Source organism: Oceanibaculum pacificum (assembly GCF_001618175.1).
Taxonomy (GTDB): Bacteria; Pseudomonadota; Alphaproteobacteria; order Oceanibaculales; family Oceanibaculaceae; genus Oceanibaculum; species Oceanibaculum pacificum.
This window is the reverse complement of record NZ_LPXN01000135.1, coordinates 1-20,951: the sequence shown is the minus strand read 5'-3', so window position 1 is coordinate 20,951 and position 20,951 is coordinate 1. Positions and strand designations below refer to the sequence as shown.

At 66.4% G+C, this 20,951-nt stretch carries 19 protein-coding genes and 3 tRNA genes; 11 read left to right on the top strand and 11 right to left on the bottom strand.

Features of this window, described 5'->3' with window-relative positions; translation table 11 throughout:
- Window positions 1–98: 98 nt before the first annotated feature.
- Together AUP43_RS14275 and AUP43_RS14270 are read right to left on the bottom strand one after the other, a co-directional pair.
- Window positions 99–172 (bottom strand) — tRNA-Gly (locus tag AUP43_RS14275).
- Window positions 173–293: 121 nt separating this feature from the next.
- A tRNA-Tyr gene (locus AUP43_RS14270) sits at window positions 294–378 on the bottom strand.
- Window positions 379–551: 173 nt separating this feature from the next.
- Here AUP43_RS14270 and rlmB point away from each other — a divergent pair.
- The 3 genes from rlmB (at window position 552) to AUP43_RS14255 (ending at window position 3,187) form a co-directional block, all read left to right on the top strand.
- A complete protein-coding gene (gene rlmB, locus AUP43_RS14265; protein WP_067558440.1) occupies window positions 552–1,463 on the top strand; it encodes a 23S rRNA (guanosine(2251)-2'-O)-methyltransferase RlmB in 912 nt (303 codons plus the stop codon).
- Between the two features lie 92 nt (window positions 1,464–1,555).
- The gene (locus AUP43_RS14260; RefSeq protein WP_067558438.1) at window positions 1,556–3,049 is read left to right on the top strand and encodes a hypothetical protein; all 1,494 of its coding nucleotides are present in this window, start codon (window positions 1,556–1,558) and stop codon (window positions 3,047–3,049) included.
- A gap of 63 nt (window positions 3,050–3,112) precedes the next feature.
- Window positions 3,113–3,187: transfer RNA gene (locus AUP43_RS14255), tRNA-Thr, on the top strand.
- 32 nt (window positions 3,188–3,219) lie between these two features.
- On the opposite strand, the gene AUP43_RS14250 is transcribed toward AUP43_RS14255, so the two are convergent.
- From AUP43_RS14250 to AUP43_RS14235, 4 genes are all read right to left on the bottom strand, one after another.
- Entirely contained in the window at window positions 3,220–4,044 is an 825-nt protein-coding gene (locus AUP43_RS14250; RefSeq protein ID WP_067558435.1) for a DUF4886 domain-containing protein, read from the bottom strand.
- Between the two features lie 67 nt (window positions 4,045–4,111).
- Entirely contained in the window at window positions 4,112–4,369 is a 258-nt protein-coding gene (locus AUP43_RS14245) for a PepSY domain-containing protein (protein WP_232315181.1), read from the bottom strand.
- A 102-nt stretch (window positions 4,370–4,471) separates the two neighbouring features.
- On the bottom strand, window positions 4,472–5,035 hold the full coding sequence (locus AUP43_RS14240; RefSeq protein ID WP_067558432.1) for a PAS domain-containing protein: 564 nt from the start codon (window positions 5,033–5,035) through the stop codon (window positions 4,472–4,474).
- A 125-nt stretch (window positions 5,036–5,160) separates the two neighbouring features.
- Complete coding sequence (locus AUP43_RS14235; RefSeq protein ID WP_067558429.1) at window positions 5,161–6,801, bottom strand: Na/Pi cotransporter family protein; 1,641 nt, start codon at window positions 6,799–6,801, stop codon at window positions 5,161–5,163.
- Between the two features lie 193 nt (window positions 6,802–6,994).
- Here AUP43_RS14235 and AUP43_RS14230 point away from each other — a divergent pair, with 193 nt between their 5' ends.
- Window positions 6,995–8,314, top strand: coding sequence for a solute carrier family 23 protein (locus AUP43_RS14230; protein ID WP_067558447.1), 1,320 nt, complete (start codon window positions 6,995–6,997; stop codon window positions 8,312–8,314).
- A gap of 80 nt (window positions 8,315–8,394) precedes the next feature.
- Here AUP43_RS14230 and AUP43_RS14225 read toward each other — a convergent pair whose 3' ends face one another.
- The 5 genes from AUP43_RS14225 to AUP43_RS14205 all read right to left on the bottom strand — a co-directional run bounded on the left by AUP43_RS14225 (window position 8,395) and on the right by AUP43_RS14205 (window position 12,462).
- Window positions 8,395–8,997, bottom strand: a complete 603-nt coding sequence (locus AUP43_RS14225; protein ID WP_067558428.1) for a 2-hydroxychromene-2-carboxylate isomerase — start codon at window positions 8,995–8,997, stop codon at window positions 8,395–8,397.
- Window positions 8,994–10,628 (bottom strand): acyl-CoA synthetase, encoded by a 1,635-nt coding sequence (locus tag AUP43_RS14220; protein ID WP_067558425.1) that lies wholly within the window; start codon window positions 10,626–10,628, stop codon window positions 8,994–8,996. Before AUP43_RS14220 ends, AUP43_RS14225 begins: the two co-directional genes overlap by 4 nt.
- A 61-nt stretch (window positions 10,629–10,689) precedes the next feature.
- Complete coding sequence (locus tag AUP43_RS14215; protein WP_067558423.1) at window positions 10,690–11,076, bottom strand: type II toxin-antitoxin system VapC family toxin; 387 nt, start codon at window positions 11,074–11,076, stop codon at window positions 10,690–10,692.
- Window positions 11,073–11,306, bottom strand: coding sequence for a type II toxin-antitoxin system Phd/YefM family antitoxin (locus AUP43_RS14210; RefSeq protein ID WP_067558444.1), 234 nt, complete (start codon window positions 11,304–11,306; stop codon window positions 11,073–11,075). Before AUP43_RS14210 ends, AUP43_RS14215 begins: the two co-directional genes overlap by 4 nt.
- 43 nt (window positions 11,307–11,349) lie before the next feature.
- Window positions 11,350–12,462, bottom strand: a complete 1,113-nt coding sequence (locus AUP43_RS14205; protein WP_067558420.1) for an NAD(P)/FAD-dependent oxidoreductase — start codon at window positions 12,460–12,462, stop codon at window positions 11,350–11,352.
- Between the two features lie 88 nt (window positions 12,463–12,550).
- Here AUP43_RS14205 and AUP43_RS14200 point away from each other — a divergent pair, with 88 nt between their 5' ends.
- From AUP43_RS14200 to pgmG, 7 genes are all read left to right on the top strand, one after another.
- Window positions 12,551–14,605 (top strand): molybdopterin-dependent oxidoreductase, encoded by a 2,055-nt coding sequence (locus tag AUP43_RS14200; RefSeq protein ID WP_067558417.1) that lies wholly within the window; start codon window positions 12,551–12,553, stop codon window positions 14,603–14,605.
- Window positions 14,606–14,693: 88 nt separating this feature from the next.
- The gene (locus AUP43_RS14195; RefSeq protein WP_067558414.1) at window positions 14,694–15,566 is read left to right on the top strand and encodes a division plane positioning ATPase MipZ; all 873 of its coding nucleotides are present in this window, start codon (window positions 14,694–14,696) and stop codon (window positions 15,564–15,566) included.
- A gap of 67 nt (window positions 15,567–15,633) precedes the next feature.
- Window positions 15,634–16,359, top strand: coding sequence for a hypothetical protein (locus tag AUP43_RS14190; protein WP_067558411.1), 726 nt, complete (start codon window positions 15,634–15,636; stop codon window positions 16,357–16,359).
- A gap of 5 nt (window positions 16,360–16,364) precedes the next feature.
- Window positions 16,365–17,078: a J domain-containing protein gene (locus AUP43_RS14185; protein ID WP_067558408.1), complete on the top strand. Its 714-nt coding sequence runs from the start codon at window positions 16,365–16,367 to the stop codon at window positions 17,076–17,078.
- A 165-nt stretch (window positions 17,079–17,243) separates the two neighbouring features.
- Window positions 17,244–18,122, top strand: a complete 879-nt coding sequence (galU, locus tag AUP43_RS14180; protein ID WP_067558405.1) for a UTP--glucose-1-phosphate uridylyltransferase GalU — start codon at window positions 17,244–17,246, stop codon at window positions 18,120–18,122.
- Window positions 18,123–18,158: 36 nt separating this feature from the next.
- Window positions 18,159–19,484, top strand: coding sequence for a UDP-glucose dehydrogenase family protein (locus tag AUP43_RS14175; RefSeq protein WP_067558402.1), 1,326 nt, complete (start codon window positions 18,159–18,161; stop codon window positions 19,482–19,484).
- An 18-nt stretch (window positions 19,485–19,502) separates the two neighbouring features.
- Window positions 19,503–20,903 carry a phosphoglucomutase/phosphomannomutase PgmG gene (pgmG, locus tag AUP43_RS14170; protein ID WP_067558399.1) on the top strand — a complete coding sequence of 467 codons (1,401 nt, stop codon included), beginning with the start codon at window positions 19,503–19,505 and terminating at the stop codon, window positions 20,901–20,903.
- The last annotated feature ends 48 nt before the right edge of the window (window positions 20,904–20,951 follow it).

Sequence of the window (20,951 nt, the reverse complement as noted above, 5' to 3'; positions counted from 1 at the left end):
TCAAATTTCGCTTTGGCCATCGTGCCACGCTTCCTGTTTCAAAGTTCAACCAAAAAACCGGGCTCAACCAACAGCAGGCTGGCCGCCGGACGCGGAACTGGAGCGGGTGAGGGGAATCGAACCCCCACAACCAGCTTGGAAGGCTGGGGCTCTACCATTGAGCTACACCCGCCCAACGATCCTCTGCACCCGCCGGCGCCATACTGGCCGGTTCCTCGGCCGGCATGACCCCATCGGACACACCTCATTCTTTCCAACGGCCCGGCCGCCGGAAACACGCATTCGTACGATGGTGGTGGAGGGGGCAGGATTCGAACCTGCGTACGCTATGCGGGCAGATTTACAGTCTGCTGCCTTTAACCACTCGGCCACCCCTCCGCCCAACGACAGGCAATCGTCTGGCGTCGCCTTCGTACCCCGGCGCTGCGGGAGTGCGAAATATGGAGAAACAGGCCAGCTTGTCAATGCGAAAACGCCACCCATCGCATATCACAGGCGAAAGGGCCGGGATCGTCCTTGCCGCCCGTCGCGACTGCTCATATTAAGGGGCGATGAGCAGCAAGCGCAATCGTCCGGGCCGCGACGCCCGCCCCGCCCAACCGCACCGCGGCCCCGCCCCGGCCCGTCGCCCCGACTCGCCCGATCGTGGTGATGGACGGGGCGATGGACGGGCCGACGGGCGGGGCGACGGGCGGGGCGACGGGCCGGGCCGGGGCGCACGCGGGGCGATGCGCGGCACCGGCGATCCGGCACGCTTCGTCTGGGGCGTGCATGCGGTGCGCGCCGCCCTCGACAATCCGCGCCGCAAGGCCAAGCGCCTGCTGATGACGGCCCAGGCGCGCGAGACCATGGGCGCGCTGCCCGCCGGCCTGCCGGTCGATATCGTCGAGCGCGCGCAGATCGATTCGCTGTTTCCCGATGCCGTGCATCAGGGCCTGGCGCTCCAGGTCGAGCCGCTGGCCGACCTCGACCTCGGCGACATTGTCGAGGCCGTCGGCCCCGCCGATCCGCTGTTGCTGGTGGTGCTGGACCAGGTGACGGACCCGCATAATGTCGGCGCCATCCTGCGCTCCGCCGCAGCCTTCGGGGCCGCCGGCCTGGTCGTGCAGGACCGTCACAGCCCGGCGGCGACCGGCACGCTGGCGAAATCGGCCTCGGGCGCGCTCGATCTGGTGCCGATCGTGCGGGTCACCAATCTGGCCCGCGCGCTGGACCAGATGAAGGCGGCCGGGCTGTTCTGCATCGGCTTCGATTCGGAGGCCCCGGCCGCCCTGCAGCAGATCGAGCCCGGCAACCGCGTCGCCCTGGTGATGGGCGCCGAGGGCCCCGGCCTGCGCCGGCTGACGCGCGAGCGCTGCGATGCGCTGGCGCGACTGCCGACCGCCGGCCCGATCGCCAGTCTGAACGTCTCCAACGCCACCGCCATCGCGCTGTACGACATGGCGCGGCGTCGCGATTCCTGATTCCGACCAAATCAAACCGCGCGTAGCGGAACCTCCCCGTTGTCTGTTAAACAGGGGGCAACGACACATAAGAACCGGTATCAGCCCGTTCGATGACCGATGCGCCCCAAACCGACGAGCAATTGGCGAAATCCGCCCTTTGCGCAGCCCCGGACGATTTGCACGGCCAGCACGCCCGCGAGCTGATCGGGCGGAGCTGCCGGTCGTTCCTGGAAACCATGCGCGCGACGCCGACCGAATTGCTGTTCAGCGCCGAGTTGCAGCGCAAGCTGGCCGATACCGGCACCGCCTATGCCGGCGCCGTGCAGAAGATCGCCATCGCCCAGGTTTCCGGCAATAAGAACCGCGACGTCGCCGGCCGCATCAAGGAGCTGTATGCGCTGTGCGACGCGGTGCGCGACCGTGTGCTGAAGGCGGTCGCCGAGGCCCCGGCCGAGGCGCTGACGCCCGCCGGCTTCGCCGCCCTGCCAGGCGAGCGCGCGGCGCGGGAATTCCGCCTGAACCTGAACCTCGCCCAGGCCTTGCTGGAGCAGAAGGGCTGGGCCGACAAGGCCGCGCTGCTGCTCTCTCTGCTGAATGGCGACGTGGCGGCCGCTGATCAGCCGCCGCTGGACAAGGCGCTGGCGGAGATCGCCCGCGTGCCGGCCGGGCTGGACGCCCTGGTCGGCAAGCAGCAGAAGACCGTCGGCCCGCGTATCGACCTGCTTTACGCCCTGGCGCAGATCAAGCCCGCCCCCAACGCGCCGGCCCCAGACGCGCCTATCCTGCAAGGCCAGCCGGCGCTGACGGCGGAGCTGGCGGCCCTGCTGGCGCGGCACAAGCTGCCGGCGACCCGGGGGGCGCTGCGCGGCCAGATCGTCGCCGCGGTGACCGGCACCTACCCGCTGACCGGCACCGCGCCGGATATCGAGCTGGCGGCGCTGCAGGAGCTGGCCCGGAAGCTGCGCGACAAGCATGGCCAGTTCATCGGCGGCGAGGCGACGGAGGCCGCGCTGGCCAGGCGCATGTCCCGGTTGATCAACGACGAGACGATCTACCAGATCATGGGCAACACGCCGCGCCTGGCCGACCGGTTGCGGCGCTGCCTGGAGCTGTACGCCGTCACGGTGGGCGAACAGAATCTCGATTATCTGAAGAAATATATCGACTACCTGCTGCAGGACCGCACCATCCTGTCGGATGCCGCGCCGAAGGAGGCCACGGTCGTCACCCGGCTGCGCGCGGTGACCGAGATGCATCAGATGCTCGGCCGCTCCCCCCTCAGCGAGGTGTTCGCCGGCAAGCTGGCGCTGCGGCTGGAAGAGGCGCAGGCCCGGCTGATCGAGGAAAGCGCCATCTTCGACAAGGTCGTCAAGCGCGGCAAATCCAGCGCGGACAAGGCTTTGGCGATGCTCGACCTGTGCCGCAGCGGCACGCTGATCGACGGCCCCGACCTGCGCCGCGCGCGGGAGCTGGCGCAGCGCTACATGAAGCAGGAGGATTTCCTGCCCAGCTTCCTTGCCGGCATCGACGACGAGGCCGAGAAGAAGCGCCGGCTGGTGGACCTGCACCAGCAATTGCTCGACACCGGCCTGGCCGGCGCATAAGCCGCGCTTCGCCTCTTTACCTTCGGCCTGCGAGGCAGTAGGACAGGGCCATTGAAAAAGCGGGCCGGCTTAGCACAGTGGTAGTGCAGCGGTTTTGTAAACCGAAGGTCGGGGGTTCAAATCCCTCAGCCGGCACCAGCTCTCTCCTACTCTCGCTTATTTGCGGCCCCTTATTTGCGGCCGAAGAATTCCGTCACCGTGTCCTGCGCGACCTCCTGCAGCAGCCGGACGGTCTTGGCGTCGATGGCGCCGTAGGCGTCGTAGCTGTTGCCGACCGGCGACTTACCGTAGAGGCTGGCATAGGTGGTCGCGGCGGCCAGGTAGGTGCCCAGCAGCGACGGGTGGCTATGATCCTCGGCGTTGTGCAGCTTCAAGCCGGCATCGCGCTTATAGGCCGCATCGAAGGCCAGGCCGACGGGGATGACCAGCGCGCCGATCTCATTGCCGACCGAGAGATAGAATGCCTCGGTCTTGGCGATATTATCCGGCTTCGCCTGCTTATGTGGCGCGACATAGGCGTGCGTCATGTAGAGCGCCGTCTTGCCGCCGCGCGAGGCGATGATTTTGGCAAATTCGGTGGCGGTCTCGCGGAAGGAGGCCTGGCGCTTGTCCGACAGGGCGGCCGCGCTGTGGCCCTGCAGGATGACGACCTCGAACGGCTCCTTGACGCCGATCTGGCCGGGCTTGGTCAGCCAGTCGATATTATGATGCGACAGGCTGGCCCCGCCGATGGTGGCGGATTTGTATTCCAGCGTCTTTTCCGCCGCCGGATCGGCCGCCATCACCATGCGGCGCAGGTGATTATGCAGACTGTCATTATAGTAGAAATAGCTGTTGCCGACGAGCAGCACCCGCTGCGGATTATCGATTTGCGGGGCTTTGACGGCGGGGGCGGTCTGGGCAAAACCGGCATTGCCGGCACCCAGCAGCACCAGCGAGACGACAAGGGCGGAAAGAAAGCTCAGGCCGAAGGGCCGTTTGCGGAACGGAAGCATGGCAGGGCGATCCTCATTTTATGATTATCGCCCTACTCTATGACCCGTTTTTGATCGCAACAATCGCTTATCGACGGACCTCGCCGGTGAGCGGATCGATCTTCAATCCGACCTCGCCGCCGCTCTTGGTCTGATACTCGATCTCGTAATAGCCGTCGCTATCCCAGTCGATATCCTTGATGAACTGGAAATCCGGCCGCTGCTCGACCTCGGCGACAACCTTGGACAGGGAGACGGCCTTCTCGGGCGGCGCCTTGTCGGCCAGGGCCGGGGCGGCCAGCGCCAGCGCGGCGGACAAGGTGAATGTGGCGGGCAACATCTTCATTACCGTCTCTCCTCAATCTTTTGTCTGTTGAGACGTAATGTAGGCTCGCTTTGTGTCGGGAAAAGGACGCGCGCCGGACAGAATTGCGATAACCGCTTGCGATCAGACGGCTTCCGCCGGTTCCTCGGGGCTCAGTTCGCGCCGCTCCAGCACGTCGACGCCGTGCAGGTCGCGCGCCCAGTCGATCTGTTCCAGATCCATGCGCAACACGCGCTGCTCGATGCGCACCATTTCCAGCCCGCCGAAGATCAGGCCGATCCGCTCGTCATCCAGGCGCATCGGCATCGCCAGATGCTCGGCGAAATATTCGCGGCCATTGTTCAGCGTCATCTTCTTTACCGTCAGCACCGGCGCTCCGCTCTCCAGCACCCTCAGATGGGCGTCGCGGATATGATGTTCCCAGCCGCCAAGCTGCATGTCGCGAATATAGCGGCCAGTGGAATCCTGACGGAACAATTCCACCAACTGCGAACCAACGAGCCGAAAAGGAAAGCGGGCCTGGTTCTCCACCTGCGTCACATTCGACAGATAGACAATCGGCAGCGCGGTTTTGACGGCGCTGGGATCCAGCGCCAGACGCGACGGGTAGCCCTTCGCCTGGCGGGTCAGCCGGACGTAATAATCATGCAGCTGCCTTAGCCTGTCGCTATGCAGAAACTCCGGCATATCCGCGCCCCGTGGGTTAATACGCGCTGCGCCCCGGCCCGCCTGCCGTGGAAGACGGGCAGCGATTATTAGCAATTGAATCGCCATCTGGCGACACACTTGTGCTTGCCCGGTCTTTTTCCGCGTCAGGTCAGCCGGCTGCGGCGCAGCCCGCCGGACTGTTCCAGCAGCGGATAGGCGGTGGCTGCGATATGCGATTCGATGCGCTTCAGGTCGCGCACGATGTCGAGATGCAATTCCGTCGTCTCGATGGTCTGCGGCACGCCCTCGCGCAGCCGTTCGAAATGGCGCTCGGTGGCGATACGCTCCAGCTCGCGGAACTGCTCCTTCTCCTGCACCAGTCGGCGGGCGGAATCAAGATCCCCGGCCATGAACACGGCGATGGAAAGCTGCAGATGGTTCAGCAGCCGGTTGTGCATCTCACGGATTTCCCGCATGCCCTCGTCGGAGAAGCTGAGCTGCCGACGTATCTTCTTGTCCGCAAGCTCCATCAAATTCTTGTCCACGATGTCGCCGATATGTTCGAGATTGATGGCGAAGGCCAGAATTTCCGACAGGCGCTGGCTGTGCTCCTCGTCCAGCGCCTCCCGGCTGACCCGCATCAGGTAGTGCTTCACCGCGCCGTGCAGCCGATCGAGAATGTCGTCCGAGGCGCAGATCGCCGAAACCTTCTTGCGGTCTCCGCTCTCGAAGGCTTCCAGCGACCCGCTCAGCATCTTCTCCACCACATCGGCCATGCGCAGCGATTCGCGCGCCGCATTGGCCAGCGCGATGCTGGGCACGGAGACAGCACCCGCATCCAGGTGGCGCGGCACGCTGGGATCGTCCGGCATCGCCCGTTCCGGCAGCAGGCGGCGCAACAGCATCGCCATCAACGGCAGGAGCGGGAGGAACAGCAGCGCCAGCGCCAGATTGAAGGCAGTATGGAAATTCGCCGCCGCCCGCGCCCCCTCCCCCAGCGGCGTCAGCCATTGGGTGAGAAGGGGCAGCAAGGGCAGCACCAGCGCGGCGCCGGCCAGCCGGGTCAGCATATTGCCGACCGGCACGCGCAACGCAGCGCGGTCGCGGCCCAGCGACTGCATCAGCGGGTTCATCGCGGTGCCGATATTCGCCCCCACCACCAGCGCCATCGCGGTCGGCGCATCGACGATGCCGCCGGCGGCCAGCGACATGATCAGCAGCACCACCGCCACGCTGGCATGCGCGCCCCAGGCGAACAGGGCGGCGGCCAGCGCGCAGATCAACGGATCGCCGGTCAGGATGTCGATCATCTCGCGGGTTCGCGGGCCGATCTCGTGCGGCACCACCGTCTCGGTCAGCAGGCTGAGCGACAGCAGCACCAGGCCGAGGCCGACCGCCACCCGCCCCAGATCGCGGATCCGGGTCTGCCCGCCGCGCTTGAAGGCGACGACGCCGACCAGGATCAGCAGCGGACTCAGCAGCGTCATGTCGAAGGCCAGCAGTTGCACGATCACCGTGGTGCCGACATTGGCCCCCAGCATGATCGCCAGGGCCGGCACCAGATCGACGATCCGCCCGGCGGCGAAGGAGGTCGCCATCAGCCCGGTCGCGGTGCTGCTCTGCAGGATCGCGGTGACGCCGAAGCCGGCCAGGAAGGCGCTGAATCGGTTGCCGAGCCGCTTGCTGAGCAGGCGGCGCAGCCCCGCCCCATAGGCGCGCATAATGCCGCTCTGCACCATATGGATGCCCCAGAGCAGCAGGGCGACCTGGCCCAGCAAGGTGATCAGGATATGGGTAGCCGTCATAAGCGGAGTTCGTCAGCGCGGAGAAGGGCTTGCCGCCCAGGCTGAGAGGGGCCGGCAAGACGGGCAGTGTATGCGTCCGATTTCTGTAACAAAACTGAAATAATTTTGATCCCCCGGCGGCCTCTCCTCTCTTCCGAACGCTGGGCCCTTCCCGTATAACCGCGCAGTTTTAGCGCGTGAGGGGGACATGATAATGACCGACGCCACAGCCGCCGTTCTTGACGTGCATGAGCGGCCGAGCCCGGCCCTGTGGGGGCTGCTGAGCCTGCAGCATTTGTTCGCCATGTTCGGCGCCACCGTGCTGGTGCCGCTACTGACCGGGCTGGACCCGTCGGTGGCGCTGGCGACCAGCGGCCTCGGCACGCTGCTGTTCATCCTCCTGACCAAGGGGCGGAACCCGGCCTATCTCGGCTCCTCCTTCGCCTATATCGCACCGATCCTGGCCGCCGCCGCCCTGCCGGGACCGGATGGCCAACCGCTGGGGCCGACCGGGGCGATGCTGGGCGCGTTCCTCGCCGGCGCGGTCTATCTGGCGGTCGCCGCCTGCATCAAGGGCTTCGGCGTCGGCTGGCTGCTGAAGCTGCTGCCGCCGGTGGTGACCGGGCCGGTGATCGTGGTGATCGGCCTGGGCCTTGCCCCGGTGGCGGTGAACATGGCCTTCAACGAGCCGGGCACCGGCGTCTATAGCGGCCAGCATCTGCTGGTGGCCGCCGCGACGCTGGGCCTGGCGCTGCTGTTCGCCATCGTGCTGCGCGGCATTTTCAGCGTGGTGCCGATCCTGCTGGCGGTGCTGGGCGGCTACGTCGTCGCCGCCATCGTCGGGCTGGTGCCCTGGGGCGGCGAGGCCGGCATGGCCGCGAAGCTGGCCGCGGCCCCGTTCGTGGAGATGCCGAACTTCGCCATTCCCTTCGTGACCTACGATCTGCCCTGGGCGCAGGCCGGCGCGATCGTGCTGCTGCTGGTGCCGGTGGCGCTGGTGACCATCGCCGAGCATATCGGCGACCAGATGGTCATCAGCCGCGTCATCGGTCGCAACACGCTGGTCGATCCGGGCCTGCACCGTTCGCTCGCCGGCGACGGCCTCGCCACCATGCTGGCGGCTTTCCTGGGCGGCCCGCCGAACACCACCTATGGCGAGAATGTCGGCGTGCTGGCAATCACCCGCATCTTCTCGATCTATGTCATCGGGGGCGCCGCCGTGCTGGCGCTGCTGCTGGCCTTCCTGGGCGATTTCCGGGTGGCCCTGCAATCGATCCCGGTGCCGGTGATCGGCGGCGTCGCTATCGCGCTGTTCGGGGTCATCGCGGCGTCGGGCCTGCGCACGCTGATCGAAGGCAAGGTCGATCTGGGCGACAAGCGCAACCTGCTGATCGTCTCGATCATCCTGGTGCTGGGCATCGGCGGGGCCGTGGTGCATGTCGGCGCGGTCGCCCAGCTTTCCGGCACCGCGCTCGCCGCCATTGTCGGCGTGGTGCTGAACGCCGTGCTGCCGCACAGCCGGGAAGAGGCGTAGGCACCGCTTAACGCCTCTTCCTAGTTTCATGTCATGCCCGGGCTTGATCCGGGCATGACACAACAGAAAGCAGGAGGCGCTTACCGGCCGGCCAGCTTATCCTCGACGAATTCCAGCCGGTCCTGGCCCCAGAACAGCTCGCCGTCGATATAGTAGGTCGGCGCGCCGAACACATCGCGGGTGATCGCCTCATCGGTGGCGATTTCGTAATCCTGCTCGACCTCGGAATTGGTTTCGGCGGCCAGCTTCAGGCCCTTGCCGTCCATGCCGAGCTTGTCGGCGACATCGACCAGTACCCCCCAATCGCCGATATTGCGATCCTCTGCCCACAGCGCAGCGCCGATGGCGTTGGCCAGCGCCAGCGAATCCTGGCCGCCCATGCGCGCGGCGATGATCATCAGGCTGGAGGGCTTCGCATCCAACGGGAAATGCGACGGGTGGGTGACGAGCGGCATGTCCAGCTTCTTCCGCCAGCGCGCCAGCTCCTGCAGGCGATAGGCCTGTCGCTGCGGCGGACGCTTGGCCAGCGGCAGGCCGCCGGAGACGGAGAACGCCTTGCCAAGGTCGATGGGCTTCACCGCCACCGCGGCATCGTATTTCTTCACGATCTCGGCGAAGCGCTTGCTACCCAGATAGGCCCAGGGGCTTTGCGGCGTGAAATAATAGTCGACGATTATGCTCATGATCGGTCTTGCCTTTCGATTTCCTTGGCCCGGAGCTCCCGGCGCATGATCTTGCCGGTCGCGGTCATCGGGAGAGTATCGACGAATTCCACGTGGCGGGGATATTCGTGCGCTGCAAGGCGGGTTTTCACAAATTGTTGTATCTCGGCTGCCAGGCCGGCGTCAGCCGGCACGCCCGGCTTCGCCACCAGGAAAGCCTTCACCGCCTCGGTGCGCAACGGGTCCGGCACGCCGATCACGGCCGCCATGGCGATGGCCGGGTGCTTCAGCAGGCAATCCTCGATCTCCGCCGGGCCGATCCGGTAGCCCGATGAGGTGATGACGTCGTCGACCCGGCCGACGAACCAGAAATACCCCTCCCCATCCTGCCGCGCCTGGTCGCCGGTCAGCAGGAAATCGCCGGCGAACTTGGCCGCCGTCGCCTCCGGGTTCCGCCAATATTCCAGGAACATGACGGGATCGCCCTTGCGGATGCCGACATTGCCGACGCTGCCGGCGGGCAGGATATTGCCCGAATCGTCGACGATCCGCACATCGTGACCCGGCACCGCCCTGCCCATCGCGCCTGGCCGGACCGGCAGGATCGAGGCGCAATTGCCGACCACCAGATTGCATTCCGTCTGGCCATAGAATTCATTGATGGTGAGGCCAAAAGTCTCCTGCCCCCATTCCAGCAGCTCCGCCCCCAGCGTCTCGCCGCCGGAGCCGATGGAGCGCATGGCGTAGTCCCAGCGGCCCTTGGGATTCTCCACCTGGCGCATCAGCTTCAGCGCGGTCGGCGGCAAGAAGGCGTTGCGCACGCCATGCTTGGCGATCAGGTGGAAGGCATGCTCCGGGTCGAATTTCCGCATCCGGTGGGACAGTACCGGCACGCCGTGATGCCAGCTTGGCAGCAGCACGTCGATCAGCCCGCCGATCCAGGCCCAGTCGGCCGGCGTCCAGAACAGATCGCCGGGTTGCGGGAAGAATTCCTGGGGAAATTCCACACCCGGCAGATGGCCCAGCAACACCCGGTGCGCATGCAAGGCCCCTTTCGGCTGGCCGGTCGTGCCCGAGGTGTAGATGATCAGCGCCGGATCGTCGGCCGCACTGTCGAGGGGCGTGAAGCGGTCGCTGGCTTGTTCCATCGCGGTCGAGAGCGAGCGGAAAAAGCCGCCATCCTTCGCCGCATCGGCGGCCAGCACCAGCGACAGGTCCGGCAGGTTGGGGCGGATTTCCTCAATGACCGGCAACCGCTCCGTATCCGTCACCAGCGCCCGGCAGCCGGCATTGCCGAGGCGATATTCCAGCGCTTCCGGCCCGAACAAGGTGAATAGCGGCACGGCGATCAGCCCGGCCTTGTAGCAGGCGACATGGGCGATCGCCGTCTCCGGCCGCTGCGGCAGCAGGATGCCGACCCGGTCGCCGGCGCGCAGCCCGCCCGCCAGCAGCGCATTCGCCAGCCGGTTCGACTGCCGGGCGATATCGCCAAAGCTGTAGCGCCGAACCGACCCGTCCTCGGGTTCATGGATCAGCGCCAGCGCATCCGCATCCTGCCGGTCGCAGACATCGATTCCGATATTGTAGCGCTGCGGCACCTGCCAGGAAAACGCGGCCAGGACCTCCTCGTAGCGCGCCGCCGCTTTCAGCATGGCGTGGCTTCCTCCCGTTTTTTGTTGTTGGGGAGGATGATAGCGGCTGTGGGGAATTAGGCTACCAGAGACACTCCGCGCCGTATTCGCGGAACACCGGATCGCGGGTCATGACCGGCAGGCTTTCCAGCCGGGACTGCGCGATCATCATGCGGTCGAAGGGATCGCGGTGCGGGCCGGGCAGAGCGCCGGCTGACTGCGCGTGCGCCAGGCCGATCTCAAGTGTCGCAAAGCCGGCCTGCGACACATAGGCCGACAGGCGTTCCGCAATGTCACCAGCCTCGGGCAGTTTGCCCAGCCGCGCCTTGGTGGCGATCTCCCAGGCCGAGGCAGCGCTGACCAGTATCTCGTTCTCGGGATCGGCAATCAGCGCGCGGGCAGAGGCCGGCAGATTCGCATCGTCCCACAGCCACCAGAGCAGCGCATGGGTATCGAGCAGCAGCCTCATTTCTCCCAGGCCGCCAGTTCATCGGCGGGCAGCGGCTCGAAAAAGGCCTCGGTCAGGCGGCCCTTGGCAAGGCCGGGGCGGCGCTGCGGCCTGTCCCCGACCGGCACCAGCCGCGCGACCGGCTTGCCGGCGCGGGCGATCACCACATCCTCCCCCGCCTCGACGCGCTCCAGCAGACGCGACAGATGCGTTTTGGCGTCATGCACATTCATGGTCGTGGACTTAGTCATGTTCATTAGCTAAGCACACGCACCCGGTGCGTCAAGCGCCGACTTACAGCTCCAGCAGACCGCGCACCTTTTCGGCGATGGCGAGGGACGAGGTCACGCCCGGGGATTCGATGCCGTAGAGGGCGACATGGCCGGCGATGCCGTGATGGGCCGGGCCCTGGATCATGAAATCCTTGGCCGGCTCGCCGGGGGCCTGGATCTTCGGGCGGATGCCGGAATAGCCGGGTTGCAGCGCGCCGTCGGGCAGGCACGGCCAGTATTTGCGCACGGCGGCGTAGAATTTCTCCGCCCGCGCCGGATCGACGTCATAGCCGATTTCGTCGATCCACTCGACATCCGGGCCGAAGCGGCATTGCCCGCCCAGATCGAGCGTCACATGCACGCCCAGGCCGGCCTGCTCCGGCGCTGGATAGATCAGCCGCTTGAACGGCGTCTTCACGCCCGACAGCGTGTAGTAATTACCCTTGCAGAAATAGGCCGGCGGTACCGTCTCCGCCGGGATGCCCTCAATCGCGTGGCCCAGCGCCTGGGCGTAGAGTCCGGCGGCATTGACCAGGATGTCGCAGGACAGGCTCATCGGGCTGTCGCCGCCGGTCTCGATCTCGAAGCCGCCATTTCCCCGGACACGGCCTGAGACGACCGGCGTATGGAAGGCCAGCATCGCGCCGTGATCCTCGGCCTCGCCCTGTAAGGCCAGCATGTAGGAATGGGTATCGAGAATGCCGGTCGAGGGCGAGATCAGCGCGCCGACGCTCTCCACCGCCGGCTCCAGCTGCTTCACTTGCGCCGGCGTCAGCCACTCCAGATCGGGCACGCCGTTCAGCGCCGCGCGCTCTTTGATCTGGGTCAGCGCCGCCATCTGGTCGTCCGAGGTGGCGACGATCAGCTTGCCGAGCCGGCTGAACGGCACGCCCCGGCTGTCCATATAATCGTAGAGCAGATGCTTGCCGCGCACGCACAGCTCGGCTTTCAGGCTACCGGGCACGTAATAGATGCCGGCATGGATGACCTCGGAATGGCGCGAGCTGGTCTCGGTGCCGATGGCCTCGGTCTTTTCCAGCACCACCACCTCGCGGCCGGCCAGCGCCAGTTCCCGCGCGATGGCGAGGCCGACGACGCCAGCGCCAACGACGATGCATTCGACATGATCGCTCATCGGGAACGCCCTGACATGCTGGGGGAGGAATTGCCGTGCCGAAGCACCTTCGCTAGAGTCGCAAACTTGTAAACAAGGATCACTGTCGATGCCGCTCGATATCGTTCATTCGGTCTGTCCGCACGACTGCCCCAGCACCTGCGCGTTGGAGGTGGAGCGCCTGGACGCGCACACCATCGGCCGGGTCCGGGGTGCGGCCGACAATAGCTACACCGCCGGCGTCGTCTGCGCCAAGACCGCAAGATATGCCGAGCGCGTGCATCACCCAGACCGTCTGGCCAAGCCGCTGCGCCGCAAGGGCGAAAAAGGCGGCGGAGACTGGCAGGAAATCGGCTGGGACGACGCGCTGGACGAGATCGCCGGGGCGTTCATCGCAGCGGCGCAGAAAGACGGCACGCAGGCCGTCTGGCCCTATTACTACGCCGGCACGATGGGGCTGGTGCAGCGCGACGGCATCAACCGCCTGCGCCATGTCATGGGCTATTCCGGGCAGCATTCCACCTTCTGCGTCACCCTGTCGGATACCGGCTGGGTCGCCGGCACCGGCCGCAAGGGGGGCACCGATTCGCGCGAGATGGGGCAGAGTGACCTGATCGTGGTGTGGGGCGGCAACCCGGTCCACACCCAGGTCAATGTGATGACCCACATCGCCAAGGCGCGCAAGGAGCGCGGGGCGAAGCTGGCGGTGATCGACACCTACCGCACGCCGACGGCCGAGCAGGCGGATATATTCCTGTGCGTCAACCCCGGCACCGACGGGGCGCTGGCCTGCGGGATCATGCATGTGCTGTTCCGCGAAGGCTTCGCCGACCGCGATTACCTGGCGCGCTATACCGACGCGCCGGCCGAGCTGGAAGCGCATCTGGCCACCCGCACGCCGGAATGGGCCGCGGCCATCTGCGGCGTGCCGGCGGCGGAGATCGAGGCCTTCGCCCGACTCTACGGGGCGACCAAGCGCAGCTATATCCGCGCCGGCTACGGCTTCTCGCGCAGCCGCAATGGCGCGGCGCAGATGCATGCCGTCTCCTGCCTGCCGGCGATCACCGGGGCCTGGGGGCATCCGGGTGGCGGCGCGCTGTACGGCCAGGGCGCGATCTATCGCTGGAACAAGAACCTGATCGAGGGGCTGGACCGCATCGACCCGTCGGTCCGCGTGCTCGACCAGTCGCAGATCGGCCGTATCCTCACCGGCGATCCGCAGGCGTTGCGCGGCGGCCCGCCGATCACCGCCATGCTGATCCAGAACACCAACCCGGCAACGGTCGCGCCGGAAAGCCTGCTGGTGAACCGGGGCTTCCGACGCGAGGATCTGTTCGTCGCGGTGCATGAGCAATTCATGACCGACACGGCGAAACTGGCCGATATCGTCATCCCGGCCACCACCTTCCTGGAGCATGACGACATCTACCAGGCCAGCGGCCATTCCTTCATCCAGATCGGCCGCAAGGTGATCGAGCCCTATGCCGAGGCGCGGGAGAATCACTGGGTGCTGAGCGAACTGGCGAAGCGGCTGGGGGCCGAGCACCCGGCCTTCGCGATGAGCGCCTGGGAGATAATCGACGCCACGCTGACATCCTCCGGCTGGCCGGATGCCGAGACGGTGTGGAAGCAGCGTTGGCACGACGCCATCGGCGATTTCGACAGCCAGCATTTCCTGAACGGATTTGGCTATCCGGACGGCAAGTTCCGGTTCAAGCCGGACTGGAAGGCGCTGGGCGAGGATCACACAATCATGCCGGTATTGCCCGACCATCTGGACGTGATCGACAAGCGGGACGCGGAGCGCCCGTTCCGGCTGGTCGCCGCCCCCTCGCGCAGCTACCTGAACACCAGCTTCACCGAGACCCCCGGCAGCAAGAAGCGCGAGGGCCGCCCGACGCTGCTGGTGCACCCGGACGATCTGGCCCGCCTGGGCTTGGCCGACGCCCAGCGCGTGCGCATCGGCAACGCCAAGGGCAGCGTCGTGCTGCACGCCCGGGATTTCGCCGGGGTGAATCTCGGCACCGTGATCTGCGAGGGCATCTGGCCGAACGACGCTTTCGAGGAAGGCATGGGCATCAATGTGCTGACCAGCGCCGACCCCGGCTACCCCAAGGGCGGCGCCGTGTTCCACGATACGGCGGTGTGGCTGCGGGCGGCTTGAGGCGGGACCTTGCCTTCACACGGCGCTTTACTGAAGCCACAACCCACAGTATGACCAAGGCAGGTCAGCAACGACAGCTTGAGGCGCGATGAGCATCGTGCAGCCATTAACGCCCGGCGCGGCGGCATCCTGGCCGCCGGCGCAGCCTGCCCACATCATCGTTATCGGCAACGAGAAGGGCGGGTCGGGCAAATCCACCACGGCGATGCATATCGTCGTGTCGCTGCTGCGCGACGGCTACAGCGTCGGCACGCTGGATCTGGACGCGCGCCAGGGCACGCTGACCCGCTATGTGAACAATCGCAAGCGCACGGTCGAGGCTGGCGAGAACCTGCCCCTGTCGCGCCACGCCTTCCTGCAGCCGAGCGAAGCGCCGGTGCGCGCCGAGGCGGAGGCGGAGGATCGCGAACGCTTCGAGGTGGTGTTCTGCGAGCTGCTGGCGGCCTGCGACTTCCTGGTGGTCGACACACCCGGCTCCAACACCTATCTCGGCCGGCTGGCGCATTCCCACGCCAACACGCTGGTGACGCCGCTGAACGACAGCTATATCGACCTCGACATGCTGGCCAATGTGGATTCCAGCGGCCGCGACATCGTGAAGCTGTCGGTCTATAGCGAGATGGTGTTCGAGCAGCGCAAGGCGCGCATGATGCGCGACCGGGGCGCCATCGACTGGGTGGTGATGCGCAACCGCCTGTCCAACCTGAATGCCCGCAACAAGCAGGACATCGCCGATGTGATGACCGCCCTGGCGCGGCGCATCGGCTTTCGCATCGCGCCGGGCTTCAGCGAGCGGGTGATCTATCGCGAGCTGTTTCCACGCGGCCTGACCATGCTGGATTTGCTGGAATCCGGCGAGAGCGCCAGCATGAGCCACCTCGCCGCCCGGCAGGAGGTGCGCAACCTGATCGAGGCGCTGAACCTGCCGCAGCGCAAGCCGAAGGCGCAATCGGCCGCGTAAGCGCTGGAACTCCGCCGCTCATCGCCAACATAATGGGCGTGGCCTTTTCCGGAATTGGCGGAGCAGCATGGCGTCGGACTCGAAACTGACCAAGAACGGCACGAAACCGGTGTCGCCGCAAAGCGAGGTCGACACCTTCCTGCGCAAGGTGGCCATGGCGCCGCGTCCGCTGGCGACCGGCCGGCGCGGCAGGCTGATCTTCGCCATGGACGCCACCGCCAGCCGCGAGCCGAGCTGGGATACCGCCTGCCATATCCAGGGCGAGATGTTCCGGGAAACGGCGACGCTGGGCGGGCTCGACATCCAGCTCGCCTATTACCGCGGCTTCCGGGAATTCGACGCGAGCGGCTGGCTGTCCGACAGCGCCGCCCTGCTGCGCCGCATGACCGCCGTATCCTGCCGGGGCGGCCAGACCCAGATCGAGCGGCTGCTGCGCCACGCGGCGACGGAGAGCGCGACGACGCCGGTGCAGGCGCTGGTCTTCGTCGGCGACGCCTTCGAGGAGGATATCGACACGGTCTGCCACGCCGCCGGCGAGCTGGGCCTGCGCGGCGTGCCGGCCTTCATCTTCCATGAGGGTGGAGAGCCGCTGGCCGCCAAGGCGTTCCGCGAGGTGGCCCGGCTGACCAAGGGCGCCTATTGCCCGTTCGACGCCAACAGCGCGCAGCAATTGCGCGAGCTGCTGTCCGCCGTCGCGGTCTATGCCGCCGGCGGCCGCCGCGCGCTGGAGGATTACGGCCGCCGCCAGGGCGGCGGCGCGCTGCTGCTGACCAGCCGGCTGGGCAAGGCTTAACGTCGATGCCCTATCTGATTCTGGGATTGGCGCTGCTGATCGGCGTTCTGCTGGCGGCAAAATGGTATGTCAATGCCGATCCCAAGGCCTTGGCCAGCGTGTTGAAATGGGTCGGCGGCGCGGGGCTTGTCGCCCTGTTCGCCTTGCTGGTGGTGCGTGGGCAACTGGGCTATCTGCTGGCCACGGGGGCGGCACTGGCCCCGCTGGTGCTGCGCTGGCGGGCGATCTACCAGAACATCCGCAACGCCGCCAAGACCGCCCAGGGACCGAGCCAGGGACAAAGCTCGGAGATATCCACCCGCTTCCTCGCGATGCGCCTGGACCACGATACCGGCCTGATGACCGGCCATGTGCGCGAGGGAGCCTACAAGGACCGCTCGCTGGAGACGCTGACGCAGGAGGAGACGCTGGACCTGCTGGCGCAATGCCGGGCCGAGGATGCGCAATCGGCGCAGATACTGGAAGCCTATCTCGACCAGATGCACGGCCCCGACTGGCGCGACGCCGAGAGCGGCGAACCGCACCGCCCGGCCGATGGCGGCCCGATGACCCGGCAGCAGGCGCTCGACATTCTGGGCCTTGGCCCCGACCCGTCGCCGGAGGACATCCGCGAGGCGCACCGCCGGCTGATGCTGGTCAATCACCCGGATCGCGGCGGCTCCACCTACCTCGCCGCGCAGATCAACCTCGCCAAGGACATGCTGCTGGGCGGGAAGTAGAAGCATATGGCGGCATCTTCCTGCGGCGATGGCTTGACGGCGGTATCCCCCTGCCCTCAAATCACCCGAATTCGCGGTTAAGAGATCATTCCAGGCCGGAACAATTCCGCCCGGTCGGCGTTCGAAAAACATCCCGCCCGAAAAGAAAAATCAGGAGCCCTCCCAATGGCAAAACCCGTGCGCAAGGCGATCTTCCCGGTCGGTGGCTTGGGAACCCGCTTTCTGCCGGCGACCAAGGCCCTGCCGAAGGAAATGCTGCCCGTTGTCGACCGTCCGCTGATCCAGTACGCGGTCGATGAGGCGCGCGCCGCCGGCATCGAGGAATTCATCTTCGTCACCGGCCGCGGCAAGGGCGCCATTGAGGATCATTTCGATCATTCCTACGAGCTGGAAGACACGCTGCGCACCCGTGGCAAGGAGAAGGAGCTGAAGCTTCTCGACGAGATGCTGATGCGCCCCGGCCAGGTCGCTTATCTGCGCCAGCAGGAGCCGATGGGCCTGGGCCATGCGGTCTGGTGCGCGCGCACGCTGGTCGATGATGACGAGCCGGTCGCCGTGCTGCTGGCGGACGATCTCATCCTGGCCGACGAATCGTGCCTGGCGCAGATGGTCGAGGCCTATCACGAGACCGGCGGCAACATGCTGGCGGTCATGGACGTGCCGAAGGAGCAGACCAAGAGCTACGGCGTGGTCTCCCCCGGCGCCACCAGCGCCGACGGCAAGCTGGTCGAGGTGAAGGGACTGGTCGAGAAGCCCGCGCCGGAGAAAGCCCCCTCCACGCTGGCGGTGATCGGCCGGTACATCCTGCAACCCGACGTATTCAAGCATCTGGCCAAGGGGCAGAAGGGCGCGGGCGGCGAAATCCAGCTCACCGACGCCATGGCCGACATGATCGGCGACCACCCGTTCCACGGGCTGCGGTTCGATGGCAAGCGCTTCGATTGCGGCAGCAAGATCGGCTTCCTGGAGGCCAACATCGCTTTCGCGCTGGCGCGCGGCGATTTGGGCGACGAGCTGCGTGCCATTCTGAAGGATTACCAGTAAGCTCCCCGCACCCTAACGGAGCGGACGGAGCGTTCGATGCGCGTGGCGATGATCGGCACCGGCTATGTCGGTCTGGTATCCGGTGCCTGTTTTGCCGAATTCGGCTTCGATGTGGCCTGCGTCGACAAGGATGCCGGCAAGATCGAGCGGCTGAAGCAGGGCGAAATCCCGATCTATGAGCCAGGGCTGGAGACGCTGGTCGCCAGCAATGTGAAAGCCGGGCGGCTCAGTTTCGGCACTGACCTGAAAAGCGCGGTGGCGAAGGCCGATGCGGTGTTTATCGCCGTCGGCACGCCCAGCCGGCGCGGCGACGGCCATGCCGACCTGTCCTATGTTTATGCGGCGGCGAAGGAGATCGCCGAGGCGCTGGACGGCTACACGGTGGTGGTCACCAAATCCACCGTACCGGTCGGCACCGGGCGCGAGGTGGAGCGCATCATCCGCGAGACCCGGCCGGATGCCGAATTCGATGTCGCCTCCAACCCGGAATTCCTGCGCGAGGGTGCGGCCATCGGCGATTTCATGCGCCCCGACCGCGTGGTGATCGGCGCGGAGAGCGAGCGCGCCCAGTCGGTCATGCGCGACCTGTACCGGCCACTGTTCCTGATCGAGACCCCCATCGTCATGACCTCGCTTGAGACCAGCGAGCTGATCAAATACGCGGCCAACACCTTTCTCGCCACCAAGATCACCTTCATCAACGAGATCGCCGATCTGTGCGAGAAGCTGGGTGCCGACGTGCATGACGTCGCCAAGGGCATCGGGCTGGACGGCCGCATCGGGCGCAAGTTCCTGCATCCCGGCCCGGGCTATGGCGGCTCCTGCTTCCCCAAGGACACGCTGGCGCTGGTGCGCACCGCGCAGGAAACCGGCAGCCCCCTGCGCATCGTCGAGACGGTGGTCGACATCAACGCCCGCCGGAAAGAGCAGATGGCCGAGAAGATCGTCGATTTCTGCGGCGGCTCGGTTCAGGGCAAGACCATCGCCGTGCTGGGCGTCACCTTCAAGCCGAACACTGACGACATGCGCGACGCCCCCAGCCTGGTCATCATCCCCGCCTTGCAGGCGGCCGGCGCCGCCATACGCGCCTTCGACCCGGCAGGCATGCATGAGGCCCAGAAGCTACTGCCAGGTGTCACCTGGTGCGAAGGGGCCTATGATGCCATGCAGGATGCCGATGCGGTGGCGATCCTGACCGAGTGGAACGAGTTCCGCGGCCTTTCCGTTGATCGGATGAAGCAGCGGTTGAAGCAGCCGGTCATGATCGACCTGCGCAACATCTACGAACCGGAGGAGATGGCGCAAGCCGGCTTCCGGTATGTCTGCGTCGGGCGGCCTGGCCGCCGCGCGGGCCCTGAATAACCGAAGGGAAGCTGAAACATGGACGGCGCCGCAAAGACCCAGGGACACCGCTTCGACCCCACGATCCTGCGCGAGTACGATATTCGCGGCGTGGTCGGCAAGACCCTGCATCCCGCAGACGCCACCGCCATCGGCCGCGCCTTCGGCTCCATGGTCCGGCGCAATGGCGGCAAGTCGGTCGCGGTGGGCTATGACGGCCGGCTCAGCTCTCCCATGATGGAAGAGGCGCTGGTCGAGGGGCTGGTCGCCAGCGGCGTCGACGTGCACCGCATCGGGCTGGGGCCCACGCCGATGCTGTATTTCGCCGTCTATCATCTGCATACCGACGGCGGCATCATGCTGACCGGCTCGCATAATCCGCCGGATTACAACGGCTTCAAGATGATGATGGGCCACGGCCCGTTCTTCGGCGCGGATATCCAGCGTCTGGGCGAGGTGGCCGCGGCCGGCGACTTCACCAGCGGCGAGGGCGCTGTCAGCAAGCACGACATCATCGACGATTACGCCAGCCGCCTGATGCGCGACTATAAGGGCGAGCGGCAGCTGAAGGTCGTCTGGGACAGCGGCAATGGCTCCGGCGGCCCGATGGTGAACGAGATCGGCATGCGCCTGGCCTCCAACCACATCCTGCTGAATGTGGATGTCGACGGCACCTTCCCGAACCACCACCCCGACCCGACCGTGCCGGAAAATCTGGAACAGATGATCGCGGCCGTGAAGGAGCGCAACGCCGATCTGGGCATAGCGCTCGACGGCGACGCCGACCGGATCGGCGTGGTCGACGGGCAGGGCCGCATCCTGTGGGGCGACCAGCTCATGGTCATCCTGGCGCGCGCCGTCCTGGCCGAGCGGCCGGGCGCGACCATCATCGCCGATGTGAAGGCGAGCCAGGTGCTGTATGACGAGATCGCCAAGGCTGGCGGCGTGCCGCTGATGTGGCGCACCGGCCATTCCCTGATCAAGACCAAGATGAAGGAGACCGGCTCCCCGCTGGCCGGCGAGATGAGCGGCCACATCTTCTTCGCCGACCGCTATTACGGCTTCGACGACGCGCTCTATGCCGCGATCCGGCTGATCGAGATCATCGCCACCGGCGACAAGACCCTGGCCGAGCTGCGCGATACGCTGCCGGAAACCGTGAACACGCCGGAACTGCGCTTCCCCTGCTCGGAGGAACGCAAATTCGCGGTCATCGACGAGGTGAAGGAGTGGCTGAAAAGCCAGCCCGGCATGGAGGTGAACACCGTCGACGGCGTGCGCGTGAAAACCGCCGACGGCTGGTGGCTGCTGCGCGCCTCCAACACCCAGGACGTCCTGGTGGCGCGCTGTGAATCCGGCGACGAAGCCGGCCTGTCCCGCCTGAAACAGGCCCTCGCCACCGCGCTGCGCGCCGTGGGCATGGAACCGCCGGCGCTGTAAGCCCCCTCCCTTTCGGGGCGATAATCTCCCCTCACCCAGCTCCGACTA

What these genes read in the sequence shown, in the direction of transcription:
- AUP43_RS14240 (WP_067558432.1), bottom strand. Translation starts at nt 5,035, where the DNA reads ATGCCGGAGTTTCTGCATAGCGACAGGCTAAGGCAGCTGCATGATTAT.
- AUP43_RS14185 (WP_067558408.1), top strand. Translation starts at nt 16,365, where the DNA reads ATGCCCTATCTGATTCTGGGATTGGCGCTGCTGATCGGCGTTCTGCTG.
- AUP43_RS14200 (WP_067558417.1), top strand. Translation starts at nt 12,551, where the DNA reads ATGCCGCTCGATATCGTTCATTCGGTCTGTCCGCACGACTGCCCCAGC.
- AUP43_RS14235 (WP_067558429.1), bottom strand. Translation starts at nt 6,801, where the DNA reads ATGACGGCTACCCATATCCTGATCACCTTGCTGGGCCAGGTCGCCCTG.
- AUP43_RS14225 (WP_067558428.1), bottom strand. Translation starts at nt 8,997, where the DNA reads ATGAGCATAATCGTCGACTATTATTTCACGCCGCAAAGCCCCTGGGCC.
- AUP43_RS14215 (WP_067558423.1), bottom strand. Translation starts at nt 11,076, where the DNA reads ATGAGGCTGCTGCTCGATACCCATGCGCTGCTCTGGTGGCTGTGGGAC.
- AUP43_RS14260 (WP_067558438.1), top strand. Translation starts at nt 1,556, where the DNA reads ATGACCGATGCGCCCCAAACCGACGAGCAATTGGCGAAATCCGCCCTT.
- AUP43_RS14195 (WP_067558414.1), top strand. Translation starts at nt 14,694, where the DNA reads ATGAGCATCGTGCAGCCATTAACGCCCGGCGCGGCGGCATCCTGGCCG.
- galU (WP_067558405.1), top strand. Translation starts at nt 17,244, where the DNA reads ATGGCAAAACCCGTGCGCAAGGCGATCTTCCCGGTCGGTGGCTTGGGA.
- AUP43_RS14220 (WP_067558425.1), bottom strand. Translation starts at nt 10,628, where the DNA reads ATGCTGAAAGCGGCGGCGCGCTACGAGGAGGTCCTGGCCGCGTTTTCC.
- AUP43_RS14210 (WP_067558444.1), bottom strand. Translation starts at nt 11,306, where the DNA reads ATGACTAAGTCCACGACCATGAATGTGCATGACGCCAAAACGCATCTG.
- rlmB (WP_067558440.1), top strand. Translation starts at nt 552, where the DNA reads ATGAGCAGCAAGCGCAATCGTCCGGGCCGCGACGCCCGCCCCGCCCAA.
- AUP43_RS14245 (WP_232315181.1), bottom strand. Translation starts at nt 4,369, where the DNA reads ATGAAGATGTTGCCCGCCACATTCACCTTGTCCGCCGCGCTGGCGCTG.
- AUP43_RS14205 (WP_067558420.1), bottom strand. Translation starts at nt 12,462, where the DNA reads ATGAGCGATCATGTCGAATGCATCGTCGTTGGCGCTGGCGTCGTCGGC.
- AUP43_RS14230 (WP_067558447.1), top strand. Translation starts at nt 6,995, where the DNA reads ATGACCGACGCCACAGCCGCCGTTCTTGACGTGCATGAGCGGCCGAGC.
- AUP43_RS14175 (WP_067558402.1), top strand. Translation starts at nt 18,159, where the DNA reads ATGCGCGTGGCGATGATCGGCACCGGCTATGTCGGTCTGGTATCCGGT.
- AUP43_RS14250 (WP_067558435.1), bottom strand. Translation starts at nt 4,044, where the DNA reads ATGCTTCCGTTCCGCAAACGGCCCTTCGGCCTGAGCTTTCTTTCCGCC.
- pgmG (WP_067558399.1), top strand. Translation starts at nt 19,503, where the DNA reads ATGGACGGCGCCGCAAAGACCCAGGGACACCGCTTCGACCCCACGATC.
- AUP43_RS14190 (WP_067558411.1), top strand. Translation starts at nt 15,634, where the DNA reads ATGGCGTCGGACTCGAAACTGACCAAGAACGGCACGAAACCGGTGTCG.